Raw genomic sequence first — 25,554 nt, 5'->3', positions numbered from 1 at the left:
CGGTCGCTCAGCTGAACTCGTAGTCGCGCAACGGGAACGAGTCCATCTCGCGGAGAGTTCGCAGCGTCGAGGTTGGGCGGAGCAGCGTCGCCTCGCCGTGCTGGTTGAAGTAGTAACTGCGCGACGTCGCGCAGTCCCCGTTGTAGAACACCGAGGACTGCAGACGGTCGGTCACCTCGTCGAGGAAGGCGTCGTTGGCCTCCTCGGTCACCTCGAACGTCCGTTGCCCGCGGCGGCGCAGTTCTCCGAAGAGGCGGGCGATGTGCTTCATCTGCCCTTCGATGGTCGTGAAGTACGACAGGCCGCTGTAGGAGTAAGGACTGTTGAGGGACAACAGGTTCGGGAACTTCGGGACGGTGACGCCCTCGTAGGCCTGGAAGCGGTTCTCGCGCCAGAACTCGCCGAGGTTGCGCCCGTCCCGGCCGACGATGTCGAAGGCCGGGAAGTTGGTGTCCCAGAGGTTGAACCCGGTGGCGAGGACGAGGGTGTCGATCTCGGTCCGGGTGCCGTCCGCGGCGAGGATCGCATCGGCTTCGAGGCGGGCGATGCCACTGGTCTGCAGGGTCACGTTCGGCCGGGCGAAGCTGGCGAAGTAGGTGTTGGAGAAGGTGGGGCGTTTGCAGCCGAAGTCGTAGTCCGGGGTGAGCTTCCGCCGTAGTTCCGGGTCGGCGATCTGGCGCCGCAGGTGCGCCTGGGCCAGTCGGGCGGCGAGTTTGTTGCCGGGCTTCACCTGCTTGTAGTGCAGGACGCCGAACACCATCAGCAGTTCGAGAAGCGACGAGTTCACCAGTCGCGCAGCACGCTGGGTGAGCGGGAACCGGCCGAACAGTTGCTGGACGAGCGGCGGGATCGCGAAGTCGATCTTGGGCACCACCCAGATCGCGGTGCGCTGGAAGACGGTCAGGGCCTCGGCGCGGGCGGCGATCTCGGGGATGAGCTGCACCGCGGTCGCGCCGGTACCGATCACGGCGACCTTCTTACCGGTGAAGTCGAACCCGTCCTGCCAGTCCGCGGTGTGCAGGATCGTGCCCGCGAAGTTCTTGATGCCCGGGAACTCCGGGACGTGCGGCTGGGACAGGAACCCGGTCGCGGTCACCAGATAACGCGCCGTGCGTTCGGTGCCGGATGCGGTGCGGACGCGCCACAGCTGCTCGTCGGGGTCCCAGGTCGCGGTCTCGACGACCGTTCCGAATTCCATGTGCCGCTTGAGGTCGTACTTGTCGGCCACGTGGTGGGCGTAACGCTTCAGCTCCGCTCCGGGGGCGAACAGCCGGGACCAGTACGGGTTGGGCTCGAAGGAATAGGAGTAGGTCACCGACGCGATGTCGACGGCGAGTCCCGGGTAGTGGTTCACGTGCCACGTCCCGCCCAGGTCGTCCTCCCGCTCGAGGATCGCGATGTTGTCCAAGCCCTGTCGCTTCAGTTCGATCGCGGCACCCATCCCGCCGAAGCCGGCACCCACGATCACGACGTCGAGCTCTGGTTGCATCCGACACCCCCTCTTCGGTCACCCTGAATTACCGTTACCGACAGTTACCGTAACCCAGCACACAGCCGGGAGACCAGGGCCAGACCCTCCCGGACGCGGCGGTAGCGTGTCAGCTGCCATGTCTGACCGTTCGCATACACCCGCCTCCCCTGCGCCGACCGGCGCATCGTTCGCCGCGGCGGTCTACGCCTTCGCCGTGATCATGCTGGGCACCACGCTGCCCACACCGCTCTACGCGATCTACGGCGAGGAACTCGGTTTCGGCGTGACCACCACGACCGTGATCTTCGCCGTGTACGCCGCCGGCGTCATCGCCGCGCTGATCGGCTTCGGACGCTGGTCCGACGTCATCGGCCGGCGCAAGATGCTCATCGCCGGCGCGATTCTGTCGGCGGTCAGCGCCGTCGTCTTCCTCACGGCCGGCCCGGTCTGGCAGTTGCTGCTGGGCCGGGTGCTGTCGGGTCTGTCCGCGGGTATCTACGCCGGCGCCGCCACCACCGCGGTCATCGAACTGGCCCCCGCGTCGTGGCGGGGACGCGCCCCGGCCGTGGCGACCGCGGCCAACATCGGCGGCCTGGGCCTCGGACCGCTGATCGCCGGAGTCCTCGCCGAGTACGCCCCGTCCCCGCTGCACACCCCGTTCGTACTCGATCTGGCGCTACTGGTCCTGGTCTTCCTCGGCATCTGGCGGCTGCCCGAGACGGTGGACGTCGTCCCCGGCGCCCGGCTGAGCATCCAGCGGCTGTCGGTCCCGGCCGACATCCGCGGCGTCTTCGTCCGGGCGTCGATCGCGGCCTTCGCCGGATTCGCGGTGATGGGCACCTTCACCGGCGTGATGCCGTCCTTCGTCACGAACATCCTCGGCATCGACGACCACGCGTTCACCGGTTTCCTGGTGTTCGTCCTGTTCGCGTCCTCAGCGGTCACCCAGATCGTCGTGCGCCGGATGCCGACCGAACCGGCCCTGATCGCCGGCTGCGCCATCCTCATCCTCGGGACCGGCCTGTCGATCCTGGGACTGGTCGCCGCATCGACCCCGGCGTTGCTGGGCGGAGCGGTGATCTGCGGTGTGGGGCAGGGCATGTCGTTCAGCAAGGGACTGGCGTCGGTGGTCGCGGCGACCCCGGCGGGACGCAAGGCCGAGGTCACCTCGACCTACTTCGTCGTCGCCTACGTCGCGATCTCGATCCCGATCGTCGGCCAGGGAATCACCGCGCAGCACTGGGGTCTCCGGCCCGCCGGGATCGCCTTCAACATCGGGGTCGCCGTGCTGGCCCTCATCGCACTCGTACTGACCATCGTCTCGGTCAGGAACCTGGCACGCCCGACTCGTTGAGCACCGAGATGAGGCGGCGGAAGCGCACGCTGCTGACGAGGTCCTCGACGAGCACGACGTCGCCCTCCGAATTGGCCAGCGGGACACACCAGTTCGGGTACTGACTGCTGTCGGTGCCCGGCTGATTCTGGATTCGTCGCTCCCCCACCGCATCCACCAGGGCGACGCTCAGCAGTACCGACGGGCTGTGGGCGATCACGGCGTAGAGAGCGTCGACGACCTTCGGGTCGGTCAGCGGGGTGTCCCGGGACAGCAGGCCGCGTTCGTAGGCGAGTTCGAGGACGGCGTCGCGTTCACGTGCATCGCGCGCCCGCTCCGCGTCCTCCCCGGAGGCGAGCAGGCCCAGCCGCGATCGCAGCGTGATGTGGTCGCCCGCCAGATATCCCACGGTCGGGGGCAGATCGTGGGTCGTCACCGAGGTCAGACACAGCTCGCGGTAGTCCTCGGGCGGGGTCGCGGCGTCGGGCCCCTGTTCGAACCACAGGATCGACGTGCCGAGGATTCCGCGTTCGCGGAGTGAGTCCTGCACCGACGGTTCGAACACCCCGAGATCCTCGCCGACGACCACCGCGTCGGCGCGCTGCGCCTCGAGCGCCAGGATGCCGATCAGCGCCTCGCTGTCGTAGTGCACGTAGGTGCCCTGGGCCGGGCTGCTGCCGTCGGGTATCCACCAGAGCCGGAACAATCCCAGGATGTGGTCGACGCGCACACCGCCCGCGTGTCGGAGGACGGTGCGGATCATGTCGCGGTAGGGCTCGTAACCGGCCTCGGCGAGGCGTCGTGGATGCCACGGCGGTTGGTCCCAGTCCTGGCCCTGCTGGTTGAAACCGTCGGGCGGCGCCCCCACCCTCGCACCGGAGGCGAGCACGTCACCGAGGGCCCACGCATCGGCGCTGTGCCGAGCGACCCCGACCGCGAGATCGGCCATCACACCGATCTCCATGCCGGCCGATCGCGCCGCGTGCGCGGCGGTGGCCAGTTGCTCGTCGCAGATCCACTGCAGCCACATGTGGAAGTCGATGCGCCGGGCCATCTTTCGACGCTTCTTCTTCATGTACGCGGGGTCTGCGAACTTGCCCTGCCAGCGCGGGTCGTCGGCGTCGTACCGCTCGGCCAGCGCGCACCACGTCGCGAAACGCTTGAGGCCCTTCCCCTCCCGGCGCCGGAATGCGCGGTAGGCGTGCGCACGAGCCGGGGCGAGCGGGACGCCGTAGATGAGTTCGAGCGCTTCCAGCTTGGCGCGGAATGCCTTGTTGCGCCGGATCTTGTCGGTCGCGGTGTTCTCGTCGAGGAAGCTGCGCTTCAACGCCTTGACCCACTTGCGCTGCGACTTCGACAGCCCGTCCAGCTCGGGGATGTCGGTGATCCGGATGTAGAGCGGATTGACGAATCGTCTCGTCACCGGCAGGTACGGCGACGCCTCGATCGGCGCCTTCGGCTGGGCGGCGTGAAGTGGATTGACCTGGACGAAGTCGGCGCCGTACGCGCTGGCGGCCACCTCGCAGATCCCGGCGAGATCGGCGAAGTCGCCCACGCCCCACGAGTCAGCCGATCGGATCGAGTACAGCTGCGCGGCGAGTCCCCATCGCTTCCGGCCGATCAGCCGGTCGGCGGTGTGCAGTCGGCGCGGCGTCACGATCAGGGGCGCGCTCGAGGCCGATGAATCGTCGAGATCGATCGCCTTGATCTGGTGATATCCGGTGGGGAGGTCGTCGGGCACGGCGAACGTCGCACGGCCGATCAGCACGCCGTCGACCTCGCGCGGCTCGACCCAGACATCGAGTTGGGGGGCCGCGACGTCGTCACCGGTTTCGCTGACCACCCACACCTTCACCAGGTGCCCGTGCGGAACATGCACGGCGAACGTGGCTCCCGAGCCCTCGGTCACGACGGTCACGGCCGGGACGAACTCACGCCACGGTTGTTCGTCGATCTCGCGAATCGAGTTCTCGATCTCCTCGGGCGAACCCGCGGGGACGTCGAGCGCCCGGAGCACCGCGACCAATGTGTCCTGGTCCACCTCGTGCCGCTCGTCACCCCAGCCGACATAGCTGGAAGCGACGCCGTAGCGATCCGCCAGTGCGGTCAACCCATCGAGGTTCACATCAGCCACCCGTGCATGATCGCAGGATTTCCGTGCGCCCGCCGCCCGCGCCGCCGGGTTCGGTCCACCGGTTCGGTCCTCACGGAAAGATCACCCCCGGGTTTAGGGTTCCCCGCGGGTCCAGCGCGTCCTTGATCGCGCGCATGGTCGCAAGGTCGGTGGCGTCGCGGCCGAGGTGCGTCCAGGCCGACTTCGCGCGGCCGATACCGTGCTCGGCACTGATGCTCCCGCCGTTGGCGGCCACGATCCCGAACACGTGGTCGGTGACCGCGCCGGCCTGCGCCGGCGGGACGTCGAGCAGGTTGACGTGGATGTTGCCGTCACCGACGTGTCCGAAAAGAATCGGCCGACAGGAAAATTCGTTTTCGTCACCCACACGGGACAGTTCGGCGAATGCCTCGGGCAGTGCCCGGATCGGAACCGAGATGTCGAGCTTGACGACCGGTGTCGCGCTCGACCGGGCGATGGCCTCGGTGTGGCCCTCGCGACCGGACCACAGGGCGCGAGCCGGCGCCGGCGCGAGCACGGCGTCGATGATCCCGGTGGCATCACCGAGGAGCTCGGCGGTCGCGGTCTCGATGTCCCCGGTCCCCGACGCCTCGAGAAGGACATAGAACGGTCCCGGCGTCGTCGGGCGCCGGTGCCCGTACTCGGCGACGAGCGCAACCCCGGCCTCGGTCATCAGTTCGGCGGCCTCGACGGTCAGTCCCGCCGCCGACGCGGCGCCGATCAGCCCGATGGCGTTCTCGACGCGCTCGATCGAGGCGACCGCGACGGTCGCGGCCGAGGGCGGCGCGACGAGTCGGAACAGGACCCGGGTGATCACCGCGAGGGTTCCCTCGCTACCGGCCAGGAGGGCTGGAAGGTCGTATCCCACATTGTCTTTGACGAGGGATGTCCACCGGCGGAGCACGCGGCCGTCGGCCAGGACGGCCTCGATCCCCGCGATCTGCGACCTCGCGTTGCCCCGCCGGATCATCCGCGTCCCACCGGCATTGGTCGACACGACCCCGCCCGCGGTCGCGCTCTGGCGGGAGGCGAGGTCGATACCGAACGACAGGCCGTGCGCCGCGGCGCGGAGGTCGATGGATTCGACGGTCGCGCCGGCCTGGGCGCCGACACAACGACCGACGGTGTCCACCTCGTCGATGTCGGTCATCCGCACCGTCGACAGCACGATCCAGCGCTCGCCGACGGCGGCGGCCGGTGGCACCGAGCCGCCGACGAGTCCGGTGTTGCCGCCCTGCGCGCAGACCCGGATGCCCGACCGGTCGCATTCGGTGAGCACGCGCGAGACCTCGTCGGTGGTGCGGGGCCGGACCACCGCCTCCGCCGCTCCGCGATACCGCCCGGTCCAGTCTGTCAGGAACCCTGCCGTGGCGTCCGGGTCGGTGAGGACATGCGCGTCGCCGACGATCGCGCGACAAGCCGCGATAACGGCGGCAAGAGGGGAATCCGGCTCCTCAGGACCGTGGGAAGGCATCGAGGATCGGGGTGTCGCCGTCGTTGAACTCGATCACCTCGTGCACCGCCGCCGGATGGTCGAGAACGGCCGCCGCGACCTGGGCGACGTTGTCCCGGCTGACCTGGTCACCCTCGACCCGGTCGCCGCCGAGCGTGATGCTGCCGGTGCCGTTCTCGTCGGTCAGCTTGCTGGGTCCGAGGATCGTCCAGTCGAGTTCCGTGGACTTCAGGTACGTGTCCGCAGCCGCCTTGGCCTCGGCGTAGGCGTGGAAAGAGTTGTCCTCGGGCACACCGTGATCGGGTCCGGCGCCGAAGTAGGACACCATCACGTACCTGCGGACTCCGGCCCGCACGGCGGCGTCCATGGACCGGATCGCGGCATCGCGGTCCACGGCGTACGTCCGCTTCGGATCGCCGCCGCCGGCCCCCGCGGTCCACACCACCGCGTCGTGGCCGGAGATCGCGGTGGCGATGCCGGTGGTGTCGAGGGTCTCGACGTCGGCGACCACGGGAACGGCCCCGGTGTCCGCGACGTCTTCGGCGTGTTCGGGATTGCGGATGATCGAGGTCACCTCGTCGCCGCGTTCCGACAGAATCCGCGCCAGCCGCAGCGCTATCTTGCCGTGTCCGCCGATGATCGCCACTCGAGTCACTGGATGCTCACTTTCGGTTGCTCACTTGTGCGGTCGCCACTCTCGTACCCAATCCAACGTACGCACATGCGCGCACCGGACACGGCCGAGACACGACTCCGCCCCGGCCCGACGTTCGATGCGAACGTCGAGCCGGGGCGGAGATTCTCTGCTGTCAGACGCGAGTTCGACGACCGCGCCCGGTCACCAGCTTCACGATGAACAGCAAGATGCATGCACCAACGAGGCAGGTCACGAACGTGAGGAAGATGCCACCACCCTCCACGTCAAACAACGCCTGCAACAACCAGCCGCCCAACAAGCCGCCAACGACGCCCACAACGATGTTGAGGATGATTCCCTGTTGTGCATCGGTTCCCATGATTTTGCTGGCGATCCAGCCGGCGAGCCCGCCGATCACAATCCATACGAGGATGGCCCACATGTCTGCTCCTAAAGGGTCGTCGTTGATCCGTTGTGCAAATCGTTAGAGATCGCGAAGACCTCTCGAATCGCTACAAATCGGAACGTACCCAGCCCGACAGAGCGCCAAACAGCGTCCGGGGAAAATGTGTACACATCGAGACCGGACCGGTCACCGGACCGAGACCAAGCGGCGGAACCGGGATCAGGGGCAGGTCACCTTGATCTCGTAGGACTTGGTCACGGGCTCGGTCGGATTGGCGGGATCGATCCCGGATGCGTCACCGGTGACCGTGTAGGTGTCCCCGTCCTTGGTGACCTCGCCGCTGCCGCCGCCGGCACCCTTCTGATAGGCCAGCACCACACCGTCGAGCGAGCCCAGCCCCACGGACTCCACCTCGGGCGAGTCACCCGACGTCAGGACGACGCCGATACCCGAGCCCCCACCCGATCCGATCCCGATGGTCACCTTGCCCGCGGCGTCGGTGCACCCGACCGTCTTGTCCGCCAGTTCCAGTTCCTGACCGTCGACGGTCACGGTGGCCTCCGCGTCGGTGCCACCCGACGCCGAGTCATCGGAACCGCACGCCGTGAGGGCGACGGCCAGTGCTGCGGCGCCGAGAACCGAGGTGATGTGCACTTTGCGCATGATGGGAGCTCCTGAGGAGTCGAACGAGGCGCCACCGGTCGGCGGCTGAGACGAACTTAGACGCCTGAGCTGCGGTTCGGCGTCGGTCGATCGAATGGGCCGCGGGAACTCGGAACCGCCCCCGAGAGTTCGGCCCGAGCGAGTTCGGCCCGAGCGAGTTCGGCGTCGGCCTCGACCATCACGGCGCGGGTCAGATCGCGGAACTGTTCGTAGTGGCCGTGGTAGCCGTACTTCGCATGCAGGCTCGGCCAGGTTGCGAAGTCGGCGGCGGCACCGATCGCGTTGCCCTCGTGCAGATAGGTCGGGAGGACGTTCTGGATCGAGGTGTCCCGTCTCAGTCGTCGCACCGTGTCCTGATGGAGGGTCGACGCCGCCCGGTACTTGGTGATCACGACCCCCAATTCGACGATTTCTCGCCCCAATTCGGTGCCGAAATCGGCGACCTGACGCTGGATGTGCGGAATCGCATATGTGGACAGGACATCCGGGATGGTCGGGATCAGATATGCGGCGGCCATCGCCAGCCCGTTGAGGCTGAACGGTCCGACGTTGGGCGGGCAGTCGACGAGAATGTAGTCGTATTGCCCGGCGATCGGGGCCAACGCGTTCGTCAGGACCTCGACGGCCGCCAGATGGTCGTCCGCAGCAACCCGGTGAGCACTGAGCTCCTCGGCCAGTTCGATCAGGTCCAGGGACGACGGCAGCAGGTCGATCCCGGTGAGCCCGGCGACGGTCGAGACATCGCGCTGCACGCTGCCCTCGAGGTCGAACGATTCCGTACCGTCGAGCAGGTCGGTGAAGAGTGTCGCGACGGTGTGCCGCCGGGCGTTGCACGTCAGCCAGTGTTCCTGCCCGATCATCATCGTCGTCAGGTTGGTCTGGGCGTCCAGGTCGACGAGCAGCACCTTCTTGCCGAAGACGCCGGCGAGGAAGTCGGCGAGGCCTCCCGTGAGCGTGGTTTTCCCGACCCCGCCCTTGAGACTGATGGTCGCGATCACCGTCGGCATGGCGTCCCCGGTCTGTTCGGTCGCCCTGCTGTTCGGGCGTCCTGCGTCGCGAGTAGATTACCGAGCCGACGCGTAGGCCACCGGGTGTTCGGTGGCGCCGCGACGGCCGCCCGGCCCCTCGAACCTGCGAATCCGACGCCGAATGTCTTTTCCACCCTCATTCTGCGGGCATTACCCATATCTGTAAGAATGACCGGGTCGAGCATTGACCGGATATTTCTGTCGATTCGGTCGTGTGATTCAGAGTCAGGTGAGAACGACTTGACAATCGTTGACGAGAATCGAACGGGATGCGAAATCCCGCATATTTTCGACGACCGTGCGACTTGCTTTTTCCTGGTCGGTACTGAAAACCCATGTGGAAGGACACCCGTATGAGCAACCGAGTCCGGACAGCCACCGTCGGCCTGGCGGTGTGCGCCGCAGCGGCATTCGGAGCCGCCCTCGCGCCCGTCGCCACCGCAGCGCCGAGCGATGTGACCGCGACACCCTCGGTGTCCGGCAACACCGTCACCCTGACGGTGACGAACAACGCCGCGAAACGCATCGGCTGCGAGATCGTCGGCGTCCCGGCCGGCGGAGCCCCGACCAATGTCGTCTTCGGATACCAGACACCGGAGGAGCTCGGTGCGCTCATCTCCCCCGGCTCGTCGAAGTCGTTGCCGCTGCGAATCTCTCAGGGCACGCCGCCGACACCCAGTGGGACGACGACGATCCCGGACGGCAGGTACGACATCTACTGGGGATGCACCACGATCACGCTGCCACCGGGCACCGGGGCAGCCGAGGAGTTCTGGGGCACCAACCCACCGGTGACAGGGACGACCCCGACGGTCGCCGCACCGCTGCGGGTAACCGTGCCGGGCGGAGCGGCAACGGCACCGGCCCCGGAATCGGAGACCCCGGCGGCGCCCGGATTGCCGAGCATCCCGGGCCTGCCCGACATCCCCGGACTCCCGGGGATCGAGCTGCCGGAGGAGATCTGCACGACGTCGTCGTGCGTCCCCGTCGGATGAGCTGAGCGGGCCGTTCACCGCGCGTGATCGCCGTTTTGCCCAATGCACTCCCGGGACCCGGGTGCGGTTGTGCATACTTCGACCATGTCAACAAGCGATGTCACGCGCGTCCATCTCGCCGCCGAGGGTGGTGGAGCGGCACTCGACCAGGTCTTCCTGATGTCGGCGGTGGCGGCCGTCGTGTCGGTCGGACTGCTCTGGATCGGTTATCTGCATCGCACGCGCAAGATCACGTGGCTGACCACGCTGTCCGAATGGGCCGCGCGCCGGGTGAACCGCCCACCGTGGGCGGCGCTGCCGATCTTCCTGTTCACCAGCACGATCATCTGCGCGCTGTTCGGCTTCCTCTGGGACGTGAGCCTGCACATCGGCGACGGTCGCGACGAGGGGCCGCTGGCGAACCCGGCGCACTACTTCATCCTGGTAGGCCTGTTCCTGCTGTTCATCTCCGGCATGCTGTCGGTGTTCCTCCCCTTCGACAAGCCCGGCCGCTCGGCGATCCGGATCACGCGTCACTGGTACGCACCGGTGGGCGGAATCCTGTTGGCAGGCTGCGGTTTCTACGCACTGCTGGGGTTCCCGCTCGACGACGTCTGGCATCGGATCTTCGGCCAGGACGTCACCCTCTGGGGCCCGACCCACCTGATGCTCATCGGCGGCGCGGGCCTGTCGCTCATCGCCGTCGTGATCCTCGATCGTGAGGGCCGGGCCGCGATGGGTCCCGACGCCCCGGACGACGGCCGAAGCCAGTGGCTCGTGCGCTGCCTGGCCTTCGGCGGGCTCGTGATCGGCATGTCGGTGTTCCAGATCGAGTACGACTTCGGCGTCGAGCAGTTCCGGCTCGTGCTGCAGCCGATGATGATCGCCGGGGCCGGGGCGTTCGCCCTCGTCGCCGCGCGGATCTGTCTCGGGCCGGGCGCCGCGCTCGTCGCGGCCGTCTTCGCGATCCTGCTGCGTGGTGTCGTCGCGGTCGTCGTCGGGCCGGCGCTGGGCGCGCCGATCAACGTCTTCCCGCTCTACCTGGGCGCGGCCGTGGTCATCGAACTGCTCGCGCTGACCCCGCTGCTCAAGCGCCGCGTGCTCTTCGGCGCGGTGGCCGGGCTCGGAGTCGCGACCCTCGGTCTCTGGATCGAGTCCTGGTGGATCGCCGCGGCCTACCCGTTCCCGTGGGTCACCGGCATGTGGGGTGAGGCGTTGGCGATGGCGATCCCCGTGGGCATCGCGGCCGGTGTGTGCGGCGGGCTGCTGGGTCTCGTCAGCGTCGGCGAGCGGCTCCCGACCCGTTGGGTCAGCATCACCGCGGTCGTGCTCTCCGTCCTGGTGATCGGCGGGGCCGTCGCCAACGGCCTGCGGGTCTCGGTCCCCGCGGATGTCACGGCGCGCGTCGTCCTCACCCCGGCCGGGCCGAACGAGGCTGCCGACGAGAACGTGACGGCCGAGGTCTTCCTCGACCCGGCCGACGCGCTCAGCGACGACCCCGAGTGGGTCACGCTGATGTCGTGGCAGGGCGGGATCGACAATGACCGCGGCATCGTCATCGACCGGCTGGAGCGCGTCGGCCCCAACCACTTCCGGTCCACCGAACCGATGCCGGTGTCGGGATCATGGAAGACCATCCTGCGCGTACAGGACGGCACCACGATGGCGGGCGTGCCGGTGTATCTGCCGGCCGACCCGGCGATCGGCGCGGAGGGCGAGCCGGCTCAGCTGACGTCGACGAAACCGTTCGTCGCGGAGATATCGATCCTGCAGCGCGAGCGGACGTTCGACTACCCGTCGTGGCTGTTCGGCGCCGCCTCCCTGGTGGTGCTCGTGTGTTCGCTGCTGCTCATCGCGGCGCTGTCGTGGGGAGCCGGCCGGGTGAACGCCCGGGAGGCGACATCGGGCGCGCGGGAGCCCGAACTCCAGCCGCAGCCGTGATCGCTCTCGCTGCCGACCCCGGCGTTCACCACCTGGCGACGCACCCGCTGGTGCTGGCGCTGCCGGCCGTGATCCCCGCGTTCCTGGTGGTGGGCGTCATCGTCGCGATCGCGATCATCGACCGTCGACGCGGGGACGACGAGGACGACGCGGACGACGTCGCAGGCCGCCCGGGCGAGGCCGGCCGCACTGCCGCCGAGCCGGCAGGCGGCGACCCCGATTCCACCGCTCCCCCGACCAGAGACGAGGCCGATGACCCCGCCCGCGAGGCCGACTGACGTTCTGCTCGCCCACGGACTGGGTGGTTCGGAGTACCTGCCCGTCCCGCTGACCGCGGTGTTGATCGGCGGCGCCTGGGCGCTTACCATCTCGTTCGCGGTCATCGCGTTCGCTTGGCGCACACCACGATTCGGTCGGCCGGACGCCGGCCGAGAACTCCCGGCATGGGTGACGGCGACCGTCGACAACCGTTGGGTGCGCGACGTGATCAGCGGCGCCGCAGTGGTTCTCACCGCATGGCTGATCGTGGCCGCCGTCGGCCCCGACGACGAGAACCCCCTACCGGGCGCGTTCTATGTGCTGCTCTGGGTCGGCATGACCGTGCTGTCGGTACTCCTCGGACCGGTGTGGCGACTGCTGTCCCCGGTCCGCACCCTGCTGCGGGCCGCCCGAGGTGTCGGCGGCCCGCGGGTCGTCGGCCTGCGGGAGTATCCGCGTCGGCTGGGCTGGTGGCCCGCGGCGTTGGGCCTGTTCGCTTTCGTCTGGCTCGAATTGGCGTCGCCCGACCCGAGTTCGGTGGCGTCGGTGCGGATCTGGCTTCTCTGCTACCTGGTCATCACCCTCGTCGGTGGCGTGGTCTTCGGGTTGCGGTGGACCGTGGACGCCGACCCGTTCGCGGTGTACAGCACCGTGGCCTCGCGCCTGTCCCCGTTCGCGCGCAACAGCGCCGGCCGGGTGATCCTCCGCAGTCCGATGAACTCGCTGCCCACGCTCCCGGTGCTCCCGGGTACCGTCACCGTTCTCGCGATCCTGCTCGGCTCCACCGCTTTCGACAGCTTTTCGGCGATCGCGTTCTGGCAGGACCTCGTCGCCGACGGTGCCGGTGACAGCCGGGCGGCCGCCACCGTGTACTCGACCGCCGGCCTGTTGGTGTTCATCGGCGTCGTCGTGGTGACCTTCTGGACGGCCGCCCGCGCGGTCGGCGGTGTGCAACCCGACCTTCGGCGCCGCCTCCCCGGCCTGATGGCGCACTCGCTGGTCCCGATCGTGATCGGTTACATCCTCGCCCACTACCTGCAGTCACTCGTCGAACAGGGACAAGAAGCCGTCCTCGCGCTCGGCGATCCGCTGGGGAGGGGATGGAATGTGCTGTGGCTCAGCGATGCTCATCCGGTGTACGTGATGAGTGACCACCCGACGGTCACGGTGACCCTGAAGGTGGCGTTCGTACTCGGCGGCCATCTGTTGGGGGTGGCCGCGGCGCACGACGCATCGTTGCGTCTCCTGCCCCGCCGGCACCAGCTGACCGGGCAGCTCACCATGATGGTGCTGATGGTCTTCTACACGTTCCTCGGGCTCTGGATGCTGTTCGGCGGGTGATGCCCGGTCAGTAGGTGGTCGGGGGCGTGTTCTTCTTGTTCGAACGGAACAGCATGTAGCCGCCGTAGAGGGCGAGTGCGACGAGGGCGATCCAGAAGAGTCCCTCGAGTAGCGGGCCGAGGATGGCCAGTGCGATCAGCGCGACCGCGATGATGCCCAGAACCTTCCAGAAGGTCATGCCGGTGGTGTTGTTCGTCGATGTGGTCATGAGCCCAGTCTGCGCCCGCCGAAGCCGGAAAGCGATGCTCGGCGGCACTTCTGGGGCGAACTTCAGGGACTTCCCTGAGGGACCCCCTACCGCTGGAACCCCTACCGTCGGAACCACGCCTCGGCGTTGCCGGCCAGCGCCTTCTCGATCCGCAGTGCCGACGTGTCGGTCAGGTCGGACGGCAATGCGTCGGGCGCGAACCACGCGACGTCGGAGTTCTCGTCGTCGGCGGCCCGGGGATCGCCGTCGACGTGGCGCGCGAGGAAGCAGACGTCGAGATAGCGGGTCCGGTCGCCGTTCGGGTAGGTGATCAGCGGCGTGACGTCGATGCTGGTCAGTCGGATGATTTCGGCGCTGACATCGGTTTCTTCGCGGACCTCGCGCAGGGCCGCCCGCGCCGGCTCCTCTCCCGGTTCGAGGACGCCGGACACGACGGCCCACTGTCCGTTGTCGACGCGGCGCGTGAGGAGCACCCGCCCGGCGTCGTCGCAGACGACGACGCTGACGCCGGACAACCAGAGTTCGCGGGTACCGACCTGGGCACGCAGATCGCGGATGAATTCGGGAATGGGCACCCCCACATCCTGCCTGCCGGTGCGCGTCGCCGCCGGAGAGGTGGGGTCGGGTGCCAGATATCCCGACGCGCACAATGTCACCCATGAGGATCTCCCGACGTGCCGAAGGGATCGCCCCATTCCAGGCGATGGAGTTCGCGAAGCGCGCCGCCGAACTCGAGGCGGCTGGTCATTCCGTCGTCAAGCTGAACATCGGCGAACCCGATTTCGGGGCACCGCCGGCGGTCCTCGCCGCCGCCCGCGAGGCGACCGGCCGTCCCCTCGCCTACACCGGTGCCCTCGGCCTCCCGGAGTTGCGCGAGGCGATCGCAGACTTCTACGGCCACCATTTCGGGGCGTCGGTGGATCCCGCGCGGGTGGCGGTCACCGCCGGCGCGTCGGCGGCCCTCCTGATGGCCTGCGCGGCGTTGATCGACCCGGGCGACGAGGTCCTCATCGGCGACCCGTCCTATCCGTGCAACCGCCAGTTCGCGCACGCCTTCGGCGCACAGGTCCGGCTCCTGCCGACCAGCCCCGCCAACCGGTTCCAGCTCACCGCCGCCGAAGTCGACGACGCGTGGACGGACGCGACCCGCGGCGTCATCGTGGCGACCCCGTCGAACCCGACCGGCACCTCGATGCCGTATGAGGAACTCGTGACCATGTGCGAGCTCGCGGCGGCCCGGGACGGCTGGTCGATCGTCGACGAGATCTACCTCGGGCTGTCCGACCCCGGACCGGACGGTCGGCCGCCGCGCAGCATCCTGGCCGCCGACTCGCCGGGCGTCGCGGAGACGGTCGTGATCAACAGCTTCTCCAAGTACTTCGGGATGACGGGTTGGCGGCTGGGATGGTGCATCGTGCCCGCGGAACTCGTGGGGGTGCTGGAGCGGCTGGCGCAGAACTTCTACGTGTGCCCGCCCACGCCGTCGCAATACGCGGCGCTGGCCTGCTTCACGCCGGATTCCCTGGCGGTGGCCGAACAGAACCGTCGTGAGTTCGCGCGACGCCGGCAACTCGTCGTGGACGGGCTCGCGGACATCGGACTCGACGTGCCGGTCATCCCCGACGGCGCGTTCTACGTCTACCTCGACGTCGGCTCCACGGGCCTGACGTCGGCCGAGTTCTGCGACCGGGCGCTCGCCGAAGCCCATGTCGCCCTGACCCCGGGCCACGACTTCGGGGTCGCGGGCGCGGACCGGTACGTCCGTCTGTCCTACGCCGCATCCACCGACGACCTCACCCTCGCCATCGACCGACTCCGGACGTTCGTCGGGGCCGGTCACGTTCCACTTCGATGAGGAGAGACCATTCCATGACCTCTGCGGGACCAGTCCGATCCGAACGCCTCGCCAAGGAGGTGACCCCGATCCTGACCGCCCGGACCGAGGGCGCGCCGCGGGTGCCGGGGGTGGTCGCGGGCGTCACGACCGACGAGGAGACGGTCTTCCTCGGTGCCGCGGGGGTGCGTGCGCTCGACGACGAGCAGCCGATGACCGTCGACTCCGTCTTCGCTCTGTTCTCGGCGACGAAGGCGGTGACCGCGACGGTCGCGTTGCAGCTCGTCGAGGAGGGCGCCTTGGACCTGCACGCACCGGCCCGCACTTACGTCCCGGCGCTCGGCGAGCTGCAGGTGATCGAGGGCTTCGACGACGACGGGCGGCCGCGCCTGCGGCCACCCGCCTCCGATGTCACGACCCACCAATTGCTCACGCACACCGCCGGTTTCGGTTACGACTTCTTCAACGAGACCTACCGTCGACTGACCGCGGACCACGGTGTGCCCGCCGTCGCCACGGCCACGAGGGCCTCGTTGCGAACCCCGCTGCTGTTCGATCCCGGCACGGAGTGGGAGTACGGCTCCGGGGTGGACTGGGCCGGCCAGGTCATCGAGGCCGTCACCGGACGCCGTCTCCGCGAGGTGATGGACGAGCGGGTCCTCGACCCACTCGGCATGTCCGACACCGGATTTGCGCTGTCCGACGGCGCCCGGCGTCGGCGAGCGGTCCTGCACATGCGCAAGCGGGGCGAGCTCGTCCCCAACCACCGCTGGGAACAGCCTGCCGATCCCGAGATCGACATGGGCGGGCAGGGCCTCTGGTCCACCGTCCCCGACTATCTGACCTTCCTGCGAATGTGGTTGCGCGAAGGCCGCTCCGACCGCGGTCAACAGATCCTGCGCCCGGAGACCGTCACCACGGCGTTGCGCAACCAGATCGGCGATCTCGCGGTGCGACGGCTGCCCGGAGTGATCCCGCCGCTGAGCCACGATGTCGAATTCGATCCGGGGACACCGAAATCCTGGTCGTATCCGTTCATGGTGAACGACACCGACACCCCCACCGGCCGCAAGGCGGGTTCGCAGTCGTGGGCCGGGCTGGCCAACCTCTACTACTGGATCGATCCCCACACCCGGATCGGCGGCTTCTGGGCCACCCAGATCTTCCCCTTCGTCGACCCCGCATCGATCGACGGGTACCGCGACTTCGAGGCGGCGACGTACCGAGCGTTGGCGGACTGACCTACGGCGCGTTCGTCATCAGGCAACGCCGAGCAGTACCCAGTTGCTCTGCCCGGTGAGATCGCGAAAGCACCGACCCGGTAACGGCATTACGCAGAGATCGCTACCTCACAACGCCGCCGACGACCATGCCGTCGTCGACCACTCCTGTCCGGTGCACTCCAGTCCGTTGCACTCCGAGATCCCCACCGATGAACGCGAGGGTGTAGATGTAGGCGATCGGCGGGGGCACTGGCTGATCTGTCGTACCGGTCTCACCCCATCCATGGTGGCGGGCGCCCGCTGCTCGACCGTCGCGGTCGAGCGGTTCAACCGCGCCCCGGCCCGTCGCAGTGCTCCCTCATCGGTGGTCGACGACGGACTCAGCCAGGGCACGCCCCGAAAGTTCCGCGGAGTGTGGCTCGAGGGCGCGATTGCTGCCGAACGGGGGCGTTGCGTGTTCGTCCGACACCCCGTTCCCGCGACGGTGATCCGCTGCGGTAACGGAGTACGGAGGGGCAGCACTGTGGAGTTGTCAAGGGACGGACGCGGTCCCGGGTACGGTCCGGGTGCAGAAGGTGCTACGCGAAAGTGTGACGGAGGGCCGGTCAGGCGGCGTCGTCGAGTCGCATGGTGCGTCGGTTGTAAGCGGGTAGTGGTCGACGTTGCGGGTCGATGATCGCGGGTGGGACGAGCCAGGGATGACGGTCGAATCCCATCACGATGTCCCAGCCATGGTGGTGGACCTGGGTGTGGCAGCGTTGGCAGAGCAGGCAGCCGTTGTCGAGGTCGGTGGCGCCGCCGTCTGCCCACGACTTGATGTGATGCACCTGCGTATGAGACGGCGGCGCACCACATTTGATGCAGCAGGTGTCGCGGACGATGATTGCTCTGCGGAGGTGTGCCGGATACAAGCGGTGGGTGTGGCCCATCTGCAGCGGCACGCCCTCACGGTCGAGGATGATCTCGGTCAGGGATCCGTCGCAGGAGACCTGTTTCGCCGTCACTTGGCTGACCGATCCGGTCCACGGCAGCGTCGCCAGGTCTCCGGTCGCGGGGATCGTCAGCATCAACTGGGTGCGTGGGCTTCCGACGGTGTCGATGCTCGCGCCGATCGCGGCTTGGTCGAGGATCAGTTCGAAGGCGTCGGCGCGGCGTTGCTCGGCGGTGCGACGGTCCTCGGCGCCGTCGGGTTCGGGCCGTGGGCAGGACCGTTCGTCGATCATAGCCAGGAACTTCTCACCCACGACCTGGGTGAGGTCGGCGCGGACTTCGACGCGGCCGTCGTCGGTGGTGTGCGCGTTCACCGAGTTCAAGCGTGCATCGTCCGACGCTGGGGTTCCGGCGTCAGAGGCGTCGGCGAGGGCGTTGCTGATGGCGTGAGCATGCTTGAGCACTTCGGTCGGCGTAGCACCGGATAGTGCTTGGGCGATGAGTTCGATCTCATACCGGGAGCGTTCTCCCTCGGAAAGAGCGTCACCACACCGTTTTTCGATCTCGTTCATGCCGCGGACGATGGCATCGACGACCTCGCCGGACAGCCGCCCGTCAGCGGCATGACGAGACAGCGCAGGCAACCCCGGCAACGCATCGACGCTTCGCATGGTGCGGTGCGCGGCGGCCGGTGCGTGGCCTGACTCGATCAGCAGTTTCTTGGTGGTGCTACCGGCCTCCTGTGCGACACCGAGTTCGTCGAGTTGCGCTGCGTGCGCGACGATCTGATGATCGGCAAGGTTGCGGATCAGGCGCCACGTGTCGAGGGCGTCGAATGTTGCTCTGCCCGTCGGGTCGTCGGTGGGTGGGGTGGTCTCGATGAGTTGATCGAGGAGCGTGGTGAGCTCTGGCATGACTCCAAGGTACCGGAACATTCGTTCGACTACGAGGAGTTTCCACAGGCTCAGAAATCTCGAAACTGTCGACTGTGCAGCGTTTTTCGTCGAGTGTGCGTCGATTCGCGTTGATTGTGCGTGAATCGTTGACAGAGGTGAACTTCAGTCACATCTGTTACGGATTCTGGGTGAAAAGTTGCGAGTCTGAAGTGGACTGAAGATCCCGCGAACTCGCTCCCCCGGGGCGCATCCGCAACCCGCCGGGCGTGTGGGGCTGGGTCCGCAGGGGTTGTGCAGCGGCGTCGGGTCACCAAGTGGCTTCGACTCGGCGCCTCGACCTCGACGCGCTCCTTCGTCGCTTGCTCGGCCCGGCGGCTCCGCTCGGTGCCGGCTCAACCAGCGGGGGTCGGGTCGACTGACGCCCCCCCAGACTTCTGGGACGCACACGAACCCAGAACTCTGGCACGAGCATTTCCCGCGTTCGAGGGATGGCGGGAACAAAAGGGCGTCGGCCACTCTGAGTCCCATGGAGCTGCCGAGTCCGGCGGCCCACCACAGCAGCACCGACGCTCGAACCCGTTCATCCCCAGATCATTACGAAGGAAGCATCGTGTCCATCACCTCCGAACCCATCGACTTCACCGACTTCGACGCCCTGCTCTCCGCGGTCAGCGGTCCCGTTCTGACCCCGGCCGACGAGGGCTACACCGCCGAACTGACCGGCTTCAACCTCGCGGCGATACCCGCCGCTGACGTGGTCGTCGGGGCGACGAACGCTGCCGACGTCGCCGCCGCCGTGCGATATGCGCGCTCGAACGGGATGCGGGTCGGTGCGCGGGCGACCGGGCACGGATCGCCGATCGAGGGGCGCGGCACGGTCGTCGTCACCACGTCCCGGATGGCGGGGGTGAGTGTCGATCCGGTGACCAGGACCGCGCGCGTCGAAGCCGGTGCGCGGTGGCGCGATGTGGTCGCCGCGACCGCTCCGCACGGCCTCACCGGGCTCGTCGGCTCGTCGTCGTCGGTGGGTGTCGTCGGGTACACACTCGGCGGCGGGCTGAGTCCGTTGGGTCGTCAGTTCGGTTATGCCGCCGATCATGTCCGGTCGATCGAACTCGTCACCGCCGATGGTCTCGTCCGCACGGTCGACGCATCCGCGGGTTCGGACCTGTTCTGGGCACTGCTCGGCGGACGGGACGGCTTCGGCATCGTCACCGCGCTCGAGTTCGAGCTCTTCGATCTGCCCACGGTCTATGGCGGCGGGATCTTCTTCGCCGGCTCGGCGGCCGCCGACGTCCTGCACGCCTGGCGCGAATGGGCGCCCTCCCTGCCCGAGGAGGCCGGGACCTCGGTGGCGATCCTCCGCCTCCCGCCGGACCCCAACCTGCCCCCGCCCCTGCAGGGTCAGCTCGCCGTGCACGTCCGCTACACCCACACCGGGGACCCGGCCACCGCCGCCGCGTTGCTCGCACCGATGCGGTCGGCGGGTCCGATCCTCCTGGAGAACATCGACGTCCTCCCGACGGCTGCGCTCGACGCGGTACATATGGACCCGCCCGGGCCGATGCCGAGCGCCGAACGCGGCTGCGTACTCGCCGATTTTCCGGCATCTGCCGTGGATGCCCTGCTCGCGGTAGCCGGGCCGCAGGTCGCGAGCCCGCTGGCCATCGTCGAGGTCCGTCTCCTGGGTGGCCGGTTGCGGTCGCCGCAGCGCGTACCCAACGCCGTCGTGGGACGCGATGGCGCGTTCTCCGTCCTCGCCATCGGCGTACCCGCCGGCCCGCTGGGCGAACAGGTCGGTGAGCATCTCGCGGCCGTCACCGACGCGGTGGCCGCCCACTCCTGTGGAGCGCTGCTCAACTTCTCCGGGCGGACGGCAACCGAACGCGACGCGCTGTGGTCGACCGACCAGCGGACGCGCCTCGAGACCATCCGACGACGCCACGATCCGGCCGGTGTCCTCCGTCCGGGGGACCCCACTATTGTGGGATAGACATCCGTGCAGCTCATGCCCACAATTGTCGAATGACATCGAGTCTGACCGCCGAGCGTGTGCGCCGCGACATCGAGGTCGTGGCCCACGCCGGCCTCGGTCTCGACGACTTCTTCGCCGAGACCGTCGCCTCCCTGAGCCGCGCGGTGCCCGTCGACGCGGTCTGCATCGGCACCTTCGATCCCAACACCGTCCTGCTCACCAGCGCCCGCAAGTACGGATCACTGCTCGGCGAGGATCACCGGGACCCGGACTGGGGTCTCCTCGAATACGGGCAGGTCGAGCCGACGGCCTACCGCGAGATGGTGGCCGCCAAACGCGATGCGGTCGGACTCAACCTCCTCAACCGGGGCGCCACCGAACGGTCCAATCGGATGTCGCAGTTGATGATTCCCGAATACTGCTTCCACGACGAGGCCCGCTTGGTGCTGCGTGACGGGGACCGGGCGTGGGCCGGGATCGCGATGTTCCGCAGCGGGGCCGGATGCCGGCCCTTCGACGCCGACGAGATCGACTTCCTGGGTTCGCTGTCGCGCACTCTCGCCTACGGCGTGCGCGTGGGGTTGCTGAGCAGTGTGGTCGCCGGCGGGGCGAGTGCCGCCGCCCCGGCCGCCGTCGACGCGCCGAGTCCGCCACCGCCGACCGGCCACGGCCCGGCGGTGCTGATCATCGACCGCAGCAACGAGATCGTGCAGATGAGCGCAGGCAGCCAGGAGCGCATCGCCGACCTCGCGTCCGGTCCGAACGGCGCGGCGGTGATGAACCCGATCTACGGCCTGATCGGAGCCGCACGCCGTTACGGCTCGGGTGAGTCCTCCGTCCCGCCGCGCCTCCGGGTGCGCGGGGCGTCGGGCATGTGGCTCGTCATCCACGCGTCGCCGCTGTCGTCGGCCGACGGCCGGGTCGGCGAGGTCGTGGTGACCATCGAGGAGGCCCGCCCGCCCGAGATCATCCCGCTGGTCGTCGAGGCTTTCGGGCTCACGGCCCGTGAACGCGACGTCACCCAGATGGTGCTGCAGAGTGTGGCCACCAAGGACATCGCCACCGCCCTGCACGTTTCCGCCTACACCGTGCAGGACCACTTGAAATCCATCTTCGACAAGGCCGGCGTCCGCAGCCGGCGCGAGCTGATCGCGCGGATCTACTTCGACCAGTACGCCCAGCGTCTGAACGATCCGCTGCTTCCGTCCGGGTCGTTCGCCGCCGCGGATCGCGAACTGTAGCGGTCCCTCACCACCTCCGAACCCGCCCCGTGCGCACCGCGCCGGGCGGGTTCTCTGTCGTCGTCTCACAGTGAGACGTTTGTAATCCACGTCACAGGGTTGTATCGAAGTCGCTCCAGTCCATGCGGGCCGGCAATCCGCCGGCTCTCCACCAAGGAGGCGCACTTTGAGCAGGCAGAGCTTGACAAAAGCCCATGCGAAGATCACCGAGTTGTCCTGGGAGCCCACCTTCGCCACCCCGGCCACCCGGTTCGGTACCGACTACACATTCGAGAAGGCCCCCAAGAAGGATCCGCTCAAGCAGATCATGCGGTCGTACTTCCCGATGGAGGAGGAAAAAGACAACCGCGTGTACGGCGCCATGGACGGCGCCATCCGCGGCAACATGTTCCGCCAGGTGCAGGAACGCTGGCTGGAATGGCAGAAGCTGTTCCTGTCGATCATCCCGTTCCCCGAGATCTCCGCGGCCCGTGCGATGCCGATGGCCATCGACGCCGTGCCCAACCCGGAGATCCACAACGGCCTGGCCGTGCAGATGATCGACGAGGTTCGTCACTCGACGATCCAGATGAACCTCAAAAAGCTGTACATGAACAACTACATCGACCCGGCCGGCTTCGACATCACCGAGAAGGCGTTCGCCAACAACTACGCCGGCACCATCGGCCGTCAGTTCGGCGAGGGGTTCATCACCGGCGACGCCATCACCGCGGCCAACATCTACCTGACCGTCGTCGCCGAAACAGCTTTCACCAACACACTTTTCGTCGCGATGCCCGATGAGGCCGCCGCCAACGGCGACTACCTGCTGCCCACCGTGTTCCACTCCGTCCAGTCCGACGAGTCGCGGCACATCTCCAACGGCTACTCGATTCTGCTCATGGCTCTCGCCGACGAGCGCAATCGCCCACTACTGGAACGTGATCTGCGGTACGCATGGTGGAACAACCACTGCGTCGTCGACGCCGCGATCGGCACCTTCATCGAGTACGGCACGAAAGACCGTCGCAAGGACCGCGAGAGCTACGCCGAGATGTGGCGTCGCTGGATCTACGACGACTACTACCGCAGTTACCTTCTGCCGCTGGAGAAGTACGGGCTGACCATCCCGCACGACCTCGTCGAAGAGGCGTGGAAGCGGATCGTCGACAAGCACTACGTCCATGAGGTCGCGCGGTTCTTCGCCACCGGCTGGCCGGTCAACTACTGGCGCATCGACGCCATGACCGACAAGGACTTCGAGTGGTTCGAGGAGAAGTACCCCGGCTGGTACAACAAGTTCGGCAAGTGGTGGGAGAACTACAACCGGCTCGCCTACCCGGGACGCAACAAGCCGATCGCCTTCGAGGACGTCGATTACGAGTACCCGCACCGCTGCTGGACCTGTATGGTGCCGTGCCTCGTCCGTGAGGACATGGTCACCGAGAAGGTCGACGACCAGTGGCGTACCTACTGCTCGGAGACCTGCTACTGGACCGATGCCGTGGCCTTCCGGGGCGAGTACGAGGGTCGAGAGACCCCGAACATGGGTCGCCTCACCGGTTTCCGCGAGTGGGAGACGCTGCATCACGGCAAGGATCTCGCCGACATCATCCAGGATCTGGGTTACGTCCGAGACGACGGCAAGACGCTGATCCCGCAGCCGCACCTCGACCTGGACCCGAAGAAGATGTGGACGCTCGACGATGTCCGCGGCAACGTCTTCAACAGCCCGAACGTGCTGCTCAACGAGATGTCCGACGAGGAACGGAACGCCCACATCGCGGCGTACCGCGCCAACACCAACGGGGCCGTACCGGCCTGAGTCGCGTCGACCCTTCGTGACGCGCTCTCCGCAAGCTCCGAGCGCTCCTCAGGGAGCAAAAGGAACGCGCTCTCCGCAAGCTCCGAGCGCTCCTCAGGGAGCAAAAGGAAACGCACTCAGCGCGAACTCCGAGCGCTCCTCAGGGAGCAAAAGGAAACGCACTCAGCGCGAACTCCGAGCGCTCCTCAGGGAGCAAAAGGAAACGCACTCAGCGCGAACTCCGAGCGCTCCTCAGGGAGCGGGTGATGTCCCGCAAGCCATCCCCCTGCTCCCTGAGCCTGGATCCGTGGACGGGTGCGGGGTGTCGATAACGTGAAAATGCCCTCTGAGCTGGAATGATTGGTGGTGTTGAGACACAAAACATTCCAGCTCAGAAGGCACTTTCAGTGAAAGTATCGCACACGTTCTCCGCCACGTCCGCCATCTTCGACGACGACAACCTGGTGTCGCACGCCGGACTGGTACCGGTCATGAGAGTGGCCGAATCGACCGGGTTGGCCGCATCGCTGGGCGACCGGGTCGATCTCGGCACCACCCAGGTCGCCTCCGCCGGGGCCAACCTCAAGGCGAAACTGTTGACCGTGATCGGCGGATTGTGTTGCGGCGCTGACAGTATCGACGACCTCGGAATGGTCCGCAGCGGTGGGCACACCCGCCTGTTCGACCGCGTGTACGCCCCAGCCACGATCGGACAAACGCTGCGCGAGTTCACCCCCGGCCACGCCCGGCAACTCAACGCCGTGATGACCCACACATTGCCGGCGATGTGCGCCACCGCGGGTCTGCTACCCACCGACGGGTCCCGGGTATTTGTCGATATCGACTCACTACTACGCCCGGTCTACGGCTACCAGAAAGAAGGCGGCTCCTACGGGCACGCCAAAATCGCCGGGCGTGAACTGCTGCGCAAAGGGTTGTCCCCGCAGGTCACCACCCTGTCCGCACCCGGGTATGCACCGGTGATCGCCAACGCCTGGCTACGCGCCGGGCGCACCGCTTCCGGTAACGGGGCAGCGAGAATGATCGCTGAAACCCTGACCACCGCACGCCGCTGTGGGGCGAGCGGGGAGATCACCGTCCGCGGCGACGCCGCCTATGGCACCGCCGCGGTGATGCGCACCTGCCAACGCCTCGCAGCGACGTTCTCGCTGGTCCTGCGGACCAATACGGCGATCACCCGCGCCATCACCGCGATCGGCGACGACGCCTGGACGCCGGTGCACTATCCCGGGGCGGTCACCGACCCCGACACCGGCGAACTGATCTCTGATGCCGAAGTCGCCGAAACCACCTACACCGTGCAACCGGACTCCACCCAACCGGTCACCGCCCGACTGATCGTGCGCCGGGTCACAGCCCACCACCCCGCCGGCACCGACACCCTGATGCCCGCCTGGCGGTACCACTCGTTCTTCACCAACACCACCGACGACACCGTCACCGCCGACCTCACCCACCGCCGCCACGCCATCATCGAAACCGTGTTCGCCGACCTCATCGACGGACCCCTGGCCCATCTGCCCTCCGGACGGTTCGGTGCTAACGCCGCCTGGCTGGCACTGACCGCGATCAGCCACAACCTGATGCGCACCCTCGCCGCACTCACCAACACCCCCAAACTGCGGGCCGCGCGGGGCGCAACGCTGCGCCGCACACTCATCGCGATACCCGCCCGACTAGCGCGACCAGCACGAACACCGGTCCTGCACCTACCCCGACACTGGCCAACCCAACACGCCTTCACCACCCTATGGACCGCAGTGCACACTCCCTGACCTACCAACCACACCCGCCCACCCACCAC

The 25,554-nt window shown here is 67.7% G+C and carries 21 protein-coding genes; 11 read left to right on the top strand and 10 right to left on the bottom strand.

Annotated elements, in window-relative coordinates; all coding sequences use genetic code 11:
• Window positions 1-7 precede the first annotated feature (7 nt).
• Entirely contained in the window at window positions 8-1,489 is a 1,482-nt protein-coding gene (locus FFS52_RS17300; protein WP_137810414.1) for an NAD(P)/FAD-dependent oxidoreductase, read from the bottom strand.
• A 118-nt stretch (window positions 1,490-1,607) separates the two neighbouring features.
• Here FFS52_RS17300 and FFS52_RS17295 point away from each other — a divergent pair, with 118 nt between their 5' ends.
• Window positions 1,608-2,825 carry an MFS transporter gene (locus tag FFS52_RS17295; protein ID WP_137810413.1) on the top strand — a complete coding sequence of 406 codons (1,218 nt, stop codon included), beginning with the start codon at window positions 1,608-1,610 and terminating at the stop codon, window positions 2,823-2,825.
• Here the strand turns inward: FFS52_RS17295 and malQ are convergent.
• The 6 genes from malQ to FFS52_RS17265 all read right to left on the bottom strand — a co-directional run bounded on the left by malQ (window position 2,797) and on the right by FFS52_RS17265 (window position 9,104).
• Complete coding sequence (gene malQ / locus FFS52_RS17290) at window positions 2,797-4,929, bottom strand: 4-alpha-glucanotransferase (protein WP_137810426.1); 2,133 nt, start codon at window positions 4,927-4,929, stop codon at window positions 2,797-2,799. The genes FFS52_RS17295 and malQ overlap by 29 nt on opposite strands.
• 79 nt (window positions 4,930-5,008) lie before the next feature.
• Window positions 5,009-6,412, bottom strand: a complete 1,404-nt coding sequence (locus FFS52_RS17285; protein WP_137810412.1) for an FAD-binding oxidoreductase — start codon at window positions 6,410-6,412, stop codon at window positions 5,009-5,011.
• Entirely contained in the window at window positions 6,393-7,046 is a 654-nt protein-coding gene (locus tag FFS52_RS17280) for an SDR family oxidoreductase (protein WP_165629752.1), read from the bottom strand. Before FFS52_RS17280 ends, FFS52_RS17285 begins: the two co-directional genes overlap by 20 nt.
• A 154-nt stretch (window positions 7,047-7,200) precedes the next feature.
• Window positions 7,201-7,470 carry a GlsB/YeaQ/YmgE family stress response membrane protein gene (locus FFS52_RS17275; protein ID WP_058251910.1) on the bottom strand — a complete coding sequence of 90 codons (270 nt, stop codon included), beginning with the start codon at window positions 7,468-7,470 and terminating at the stop codon, window positions 7,201-7,203.
• Window positions 7,471-7,653: 183 nt separating this feature from the next.
• The gene (locus FFS52_RS17270) at window positions 7,654-8,097 is read right to left on the bottom strand and encodes a lipoprotein LpqH (protein ID WP_058251911.1); all 444 of its coding nucleotides are present in this window, start codon (window positions 8,095-8,097) and stop codon (window positions 7,654-7,656) included.
• Window positions 8,098-8,153: 56 nt separating this feature from the next.
• On the bottom strand, window positions 8,154-9,104 hold the full coding sequence (locus tag FFS52_RS17265) for a ParA family protein (protein ID WP_068971503.1): 951 nt from the start codon (window positions 9,102-9,104) through the stop codon (window positions 8,154-8,156).
• A 374-nt stretch (window positions 9,105-9,478) separates the two neighbouring features.
• On the opposite strand from FFS52_RS17265, the gene FFS52_RS17260 reads away from it, so the two are divergent.
• From FFS52_RS17260 to FFS52_RS17245, 4 genes are all read left to right on the top strand, one after another.
• Window positions 9,479-10,120 (top strand): hypothetical protein, encoded by a 642-nt coding sequence (locus tag FFS52_RS17260; protein WP_065631902.1) that lies wholly within the window; start codon window positions 9,479-9,481, stop codon window positions 10,118-10,120.
• Window positions 10,121-10,204: 84 nt separating this feature from the next.
• Entirely contained in the window at window positions 10,205-12,040 is a 1,836-nt protein-coding gene (locus FFS52_RS17255; protein WP_065631870.1) for a hypothetical protein, read from the top strand.
• Complete coding sequence (locus tag FFS52_RS17250) at window positions 12,037-12,318, top strand: hypothetical protein (RefSeq protein ID WP_058251914.1); 282 nt, start codon at window positions 12,037-12,039, stop codon at window positions 12,316-12,318. The genes FFS52_RS17255 and FFS52_RS17250 overlap by 4 nt, the downstream gene beginning before the upstream one ends.
• A complete protein-coding gene (locus FFS52_RS17245) occupies window positions 12,293-13,639 on the top strand; it encodes a hypothetical protein (RefSeq protein ID WP_058251915.1) in 1,347 nt (448 codons plus the stop codon). The genes FFS52_RS17250 and FFS52_RS17245 overlap by 26 nt, the downstream gene beginning before the upstream one ends.
• Before the next feature lie 7 nt (window positions 13,640-13,646).
• Here the strand turns inward: FFS52_RS17245 and FFS52_RS17240 are convergent, their stop codons facing one another.
• Window positions 13,647-13,847, bottom strand: coding sequence for a hypothetical protein (locus tag FFS52_RS17240; protein ID WP_137810411.1), 201 nt, complete (start codon window positions 13,845-13,847; stop codon window positions 13,647-13,649).
• 101 nt (window positions 13,848-13,948) lie between these two features.
• Window positions 13,949-14,422, bottom strand: coding sequence for an NUDIX domain-containing protein (locus tag FFS52_RS17235; RefSeq protein ID WP_058251917.1), 474 nt, complete (start codon window positions 14,420-14,422; stop codon window positions 13,949-13,951).
• Between the two features lie 83 nt (window positions 14,423-14,505).
• Between FFS52_RS17235 and FFS52_RS17230 the strand changes: the two genes are divergently transcribed.
• Both FFS52_RS17230 and FFS52_RS17225 read left to right on the top strand, forming a co-directional pair.
• Entirely contained in the window at window positions 14,506-15,702 is a 1,197-nt protein-coding gene (locus FFS52_RS17230; RefSeq protein ID WP_137810410.1) for a pyridoxal phosphate-dependent aminotransferase, read from the top strand.
• Window positions 15,703-15,716: 14 nt separating this feature from the next.
• On the top strand, window positions 15,717-16,922 hold the full coding sequence (locus FFS52_RS17225) for a serine hydrolase domain-containing protein (RefSeq protein ID WP_137810409.1): 1,206 nt from the start codon (window positions 15,717-15,719) through the stop codon (window positions 16,920-16,922).
• Between the two features lie 587 nt (window positions 16,923-17,509).
• Here the strand turns inward: FFS52_RS17225 and FFS52_RS17220 are convergent.
• Complete coding sequence (locus tag FFS52_RS17220; RefSeq protein ID WP_137810408.1) at window positions 17,510-18,769, bottom strand: HNH endonuclease signature motif containing protein; 1,260 nt, start codon at window positions 18,767-18,769, stop codon at window positions 17,510-17,512.
• 571 nt (window positions 18,770-19,340) lie between these two features.
• On the opposite strand from FFS52_RS17220, the gene FFS52_RS17215 reads away from it, so the two are divergent.
• The 4 genes from FFS52_RS17215 (at window position 19,341) to FFS52_RS17200 (ending at window position 25,525) form a co-directional block, all read left to right on the top strand.
• Window positions 19,341-20,723 carry an FAD-binding oxidoreductase gene (locus FFS52_RS17215; protein ID WP_068970093.1) on the top strand — a complete coding sequence of 461 codons (1,383 nt, stop codon included), beginning with the start codon at window positions 19,341-19,343 and terminating at the stop codon, window positions 20,721-20,723.
• A 32-nt stretch (window positions 20,724-20,755) separates the two neighbouring features.
• A complete protein-coding gene (locus tag FFS52_RS17210) occupies window positions 20,756-21,946 on the top strand; it encodes a helix-turn-helix transcriptional regulator (RefSeq protein WP_137810407.1) in 1,191 nt (396 codons plus the stop codon).
• Window positions 21,947-22,112: 166 nt separating this feature from the next.
• Window positions 22,113-23,750: an aromatic/alkene/methane monooxygenase hydroxylase/oxygenase subunit alpha gene (locus FFS52_RS17205; protein WP_078113347.1), complete on the top strand. Its 1,638-nt coding sequence runs from the start codon at window positions 22,113-22,115 to the stop codon at window positions 23,748-23,750.
• Between the two features lie 386 nt (window positions 23,751-24,136).
• The gene (locus FFS52_RS17200; protein WP_137810406.1) at window positions 24,137-25,525 is read left to right on the top strand and encodes an IS1380 family transposase; all 1,389 of its coding nucleotides are present in this window, start codon (window positions 24,137-24,139) and stop codon (window positions 25,523-25,525) included.
• Window positions 25,526-25,554: the final 29 nt, after the last annotated feature.

The sequence above is a fragment of the Gordonia sp. ALPHA1B1 genome, from assembly GCF_005502615.1.
Lineage (GTDB): Bacteria > Actinomycetota > Actinomycetes > Mycobacteriales > Mycobacteriaceae > Gordonia > Gordonia hongkongensis.
This window is presented reverse-complemented; position numbering and strand designations above follow the sequence as displayed.

Coding starts and splice junctions, on each gene's coding strand:
- FFS52_RS17300 (WP_137810414.1), bottom strand. CDS start 1,489: ATGCAACCAGAGCTCGACGTCGTGATCGTGGGTGCCGGCTTCGGCGGG.
- FFS52_RS17295 (WP_137810413.1), top strand. CDS start 1,608: ATGTCTGACCGTTCGCATACACCCGCCTCCCCTGCGCCGACCGGCGCA.
- FFS52_RS17285 (WP_137810412.1), bottom strand. CDS start 6,412: ATGCCTTCCCACGGTCCTGAGGAGCCGGATTCCCCTCTTGCCGCCGTT.
- FFS52_RS17275 (WP_058251910.1), bottom strand. CDS start 7,470: ATGTGGGCCATCCTCGTATGGATTGTGATCGGCGGGCTCGCCGGCTGG.
- FFS52_RS17270 (WP_058251911.1), bottom strand. CDS start 8,097: ATGCGCAAAGTGCACATCACCTCGGTTCTCGGCGCCGCAGCACTGGCC.
- FFS52_RS17265 (WP_068971503.1), bottom strand. CDS start 9,104: ATGCCGACGGTGATCGCGACCATCAGTCTCAAGGGCGGGGTCGGGAAA.
- FFS52_RS17260 (WP_065631902.1), top strand. CDS start 9,479: ATGAGCAACCGAGTCCGGACAGCCACCGTCGGCCTGGCGGTGTGCGCC.
- FFS52_RS17255 (WP_065631870.1), top strand. CDS start 10,205: ATGTCAACAAGCGATGTCACGCGCGTCCATCTCGCCGCCGAGGGTGGT.
- FFS52_RS17245 (WP_058251915.1), top strand. CDS start 12,293: ATGACCCCGCCCGCGAGGCCGACTGACGTTCTGCTCGCCCACGGACTG.
- FFS52_RS17240 (WP_137810411.1), bottom strand. CDS start 13,847: ATGACCACATCGACGAACAACACCACCGGCATGACCTTCTGGAAGGTT.
- FFS52_RS17230 (WP_137810410.1), top strand. CDS start 14,506: ATGAGGATCTCCCGACGTGCCGAAGGGATCGCCCCATTCCAGGCGATG.
- FFS52_RS17225 (WP_137810409.1), top strand. CDS start 15,717: ATGACCTCTGCGGGACCAGTCCGATCCGAACGCCTCGCCAAGGAGGTG.
- FFS52_RS17220 (WP_137810408.1), bottom strand. CDS start 18,769: ATGTTCCGGTACCTTGGAGTCATGCCAGAGCTCACCACGCTCCTCGAT.
- FFS52_RS17210 (WP_137810407.1), top strand. CDS start 20,756: ATGACATCGAGTCTGACCGCCGAGCGTGTGCGCCGCGACATCGAGGTC.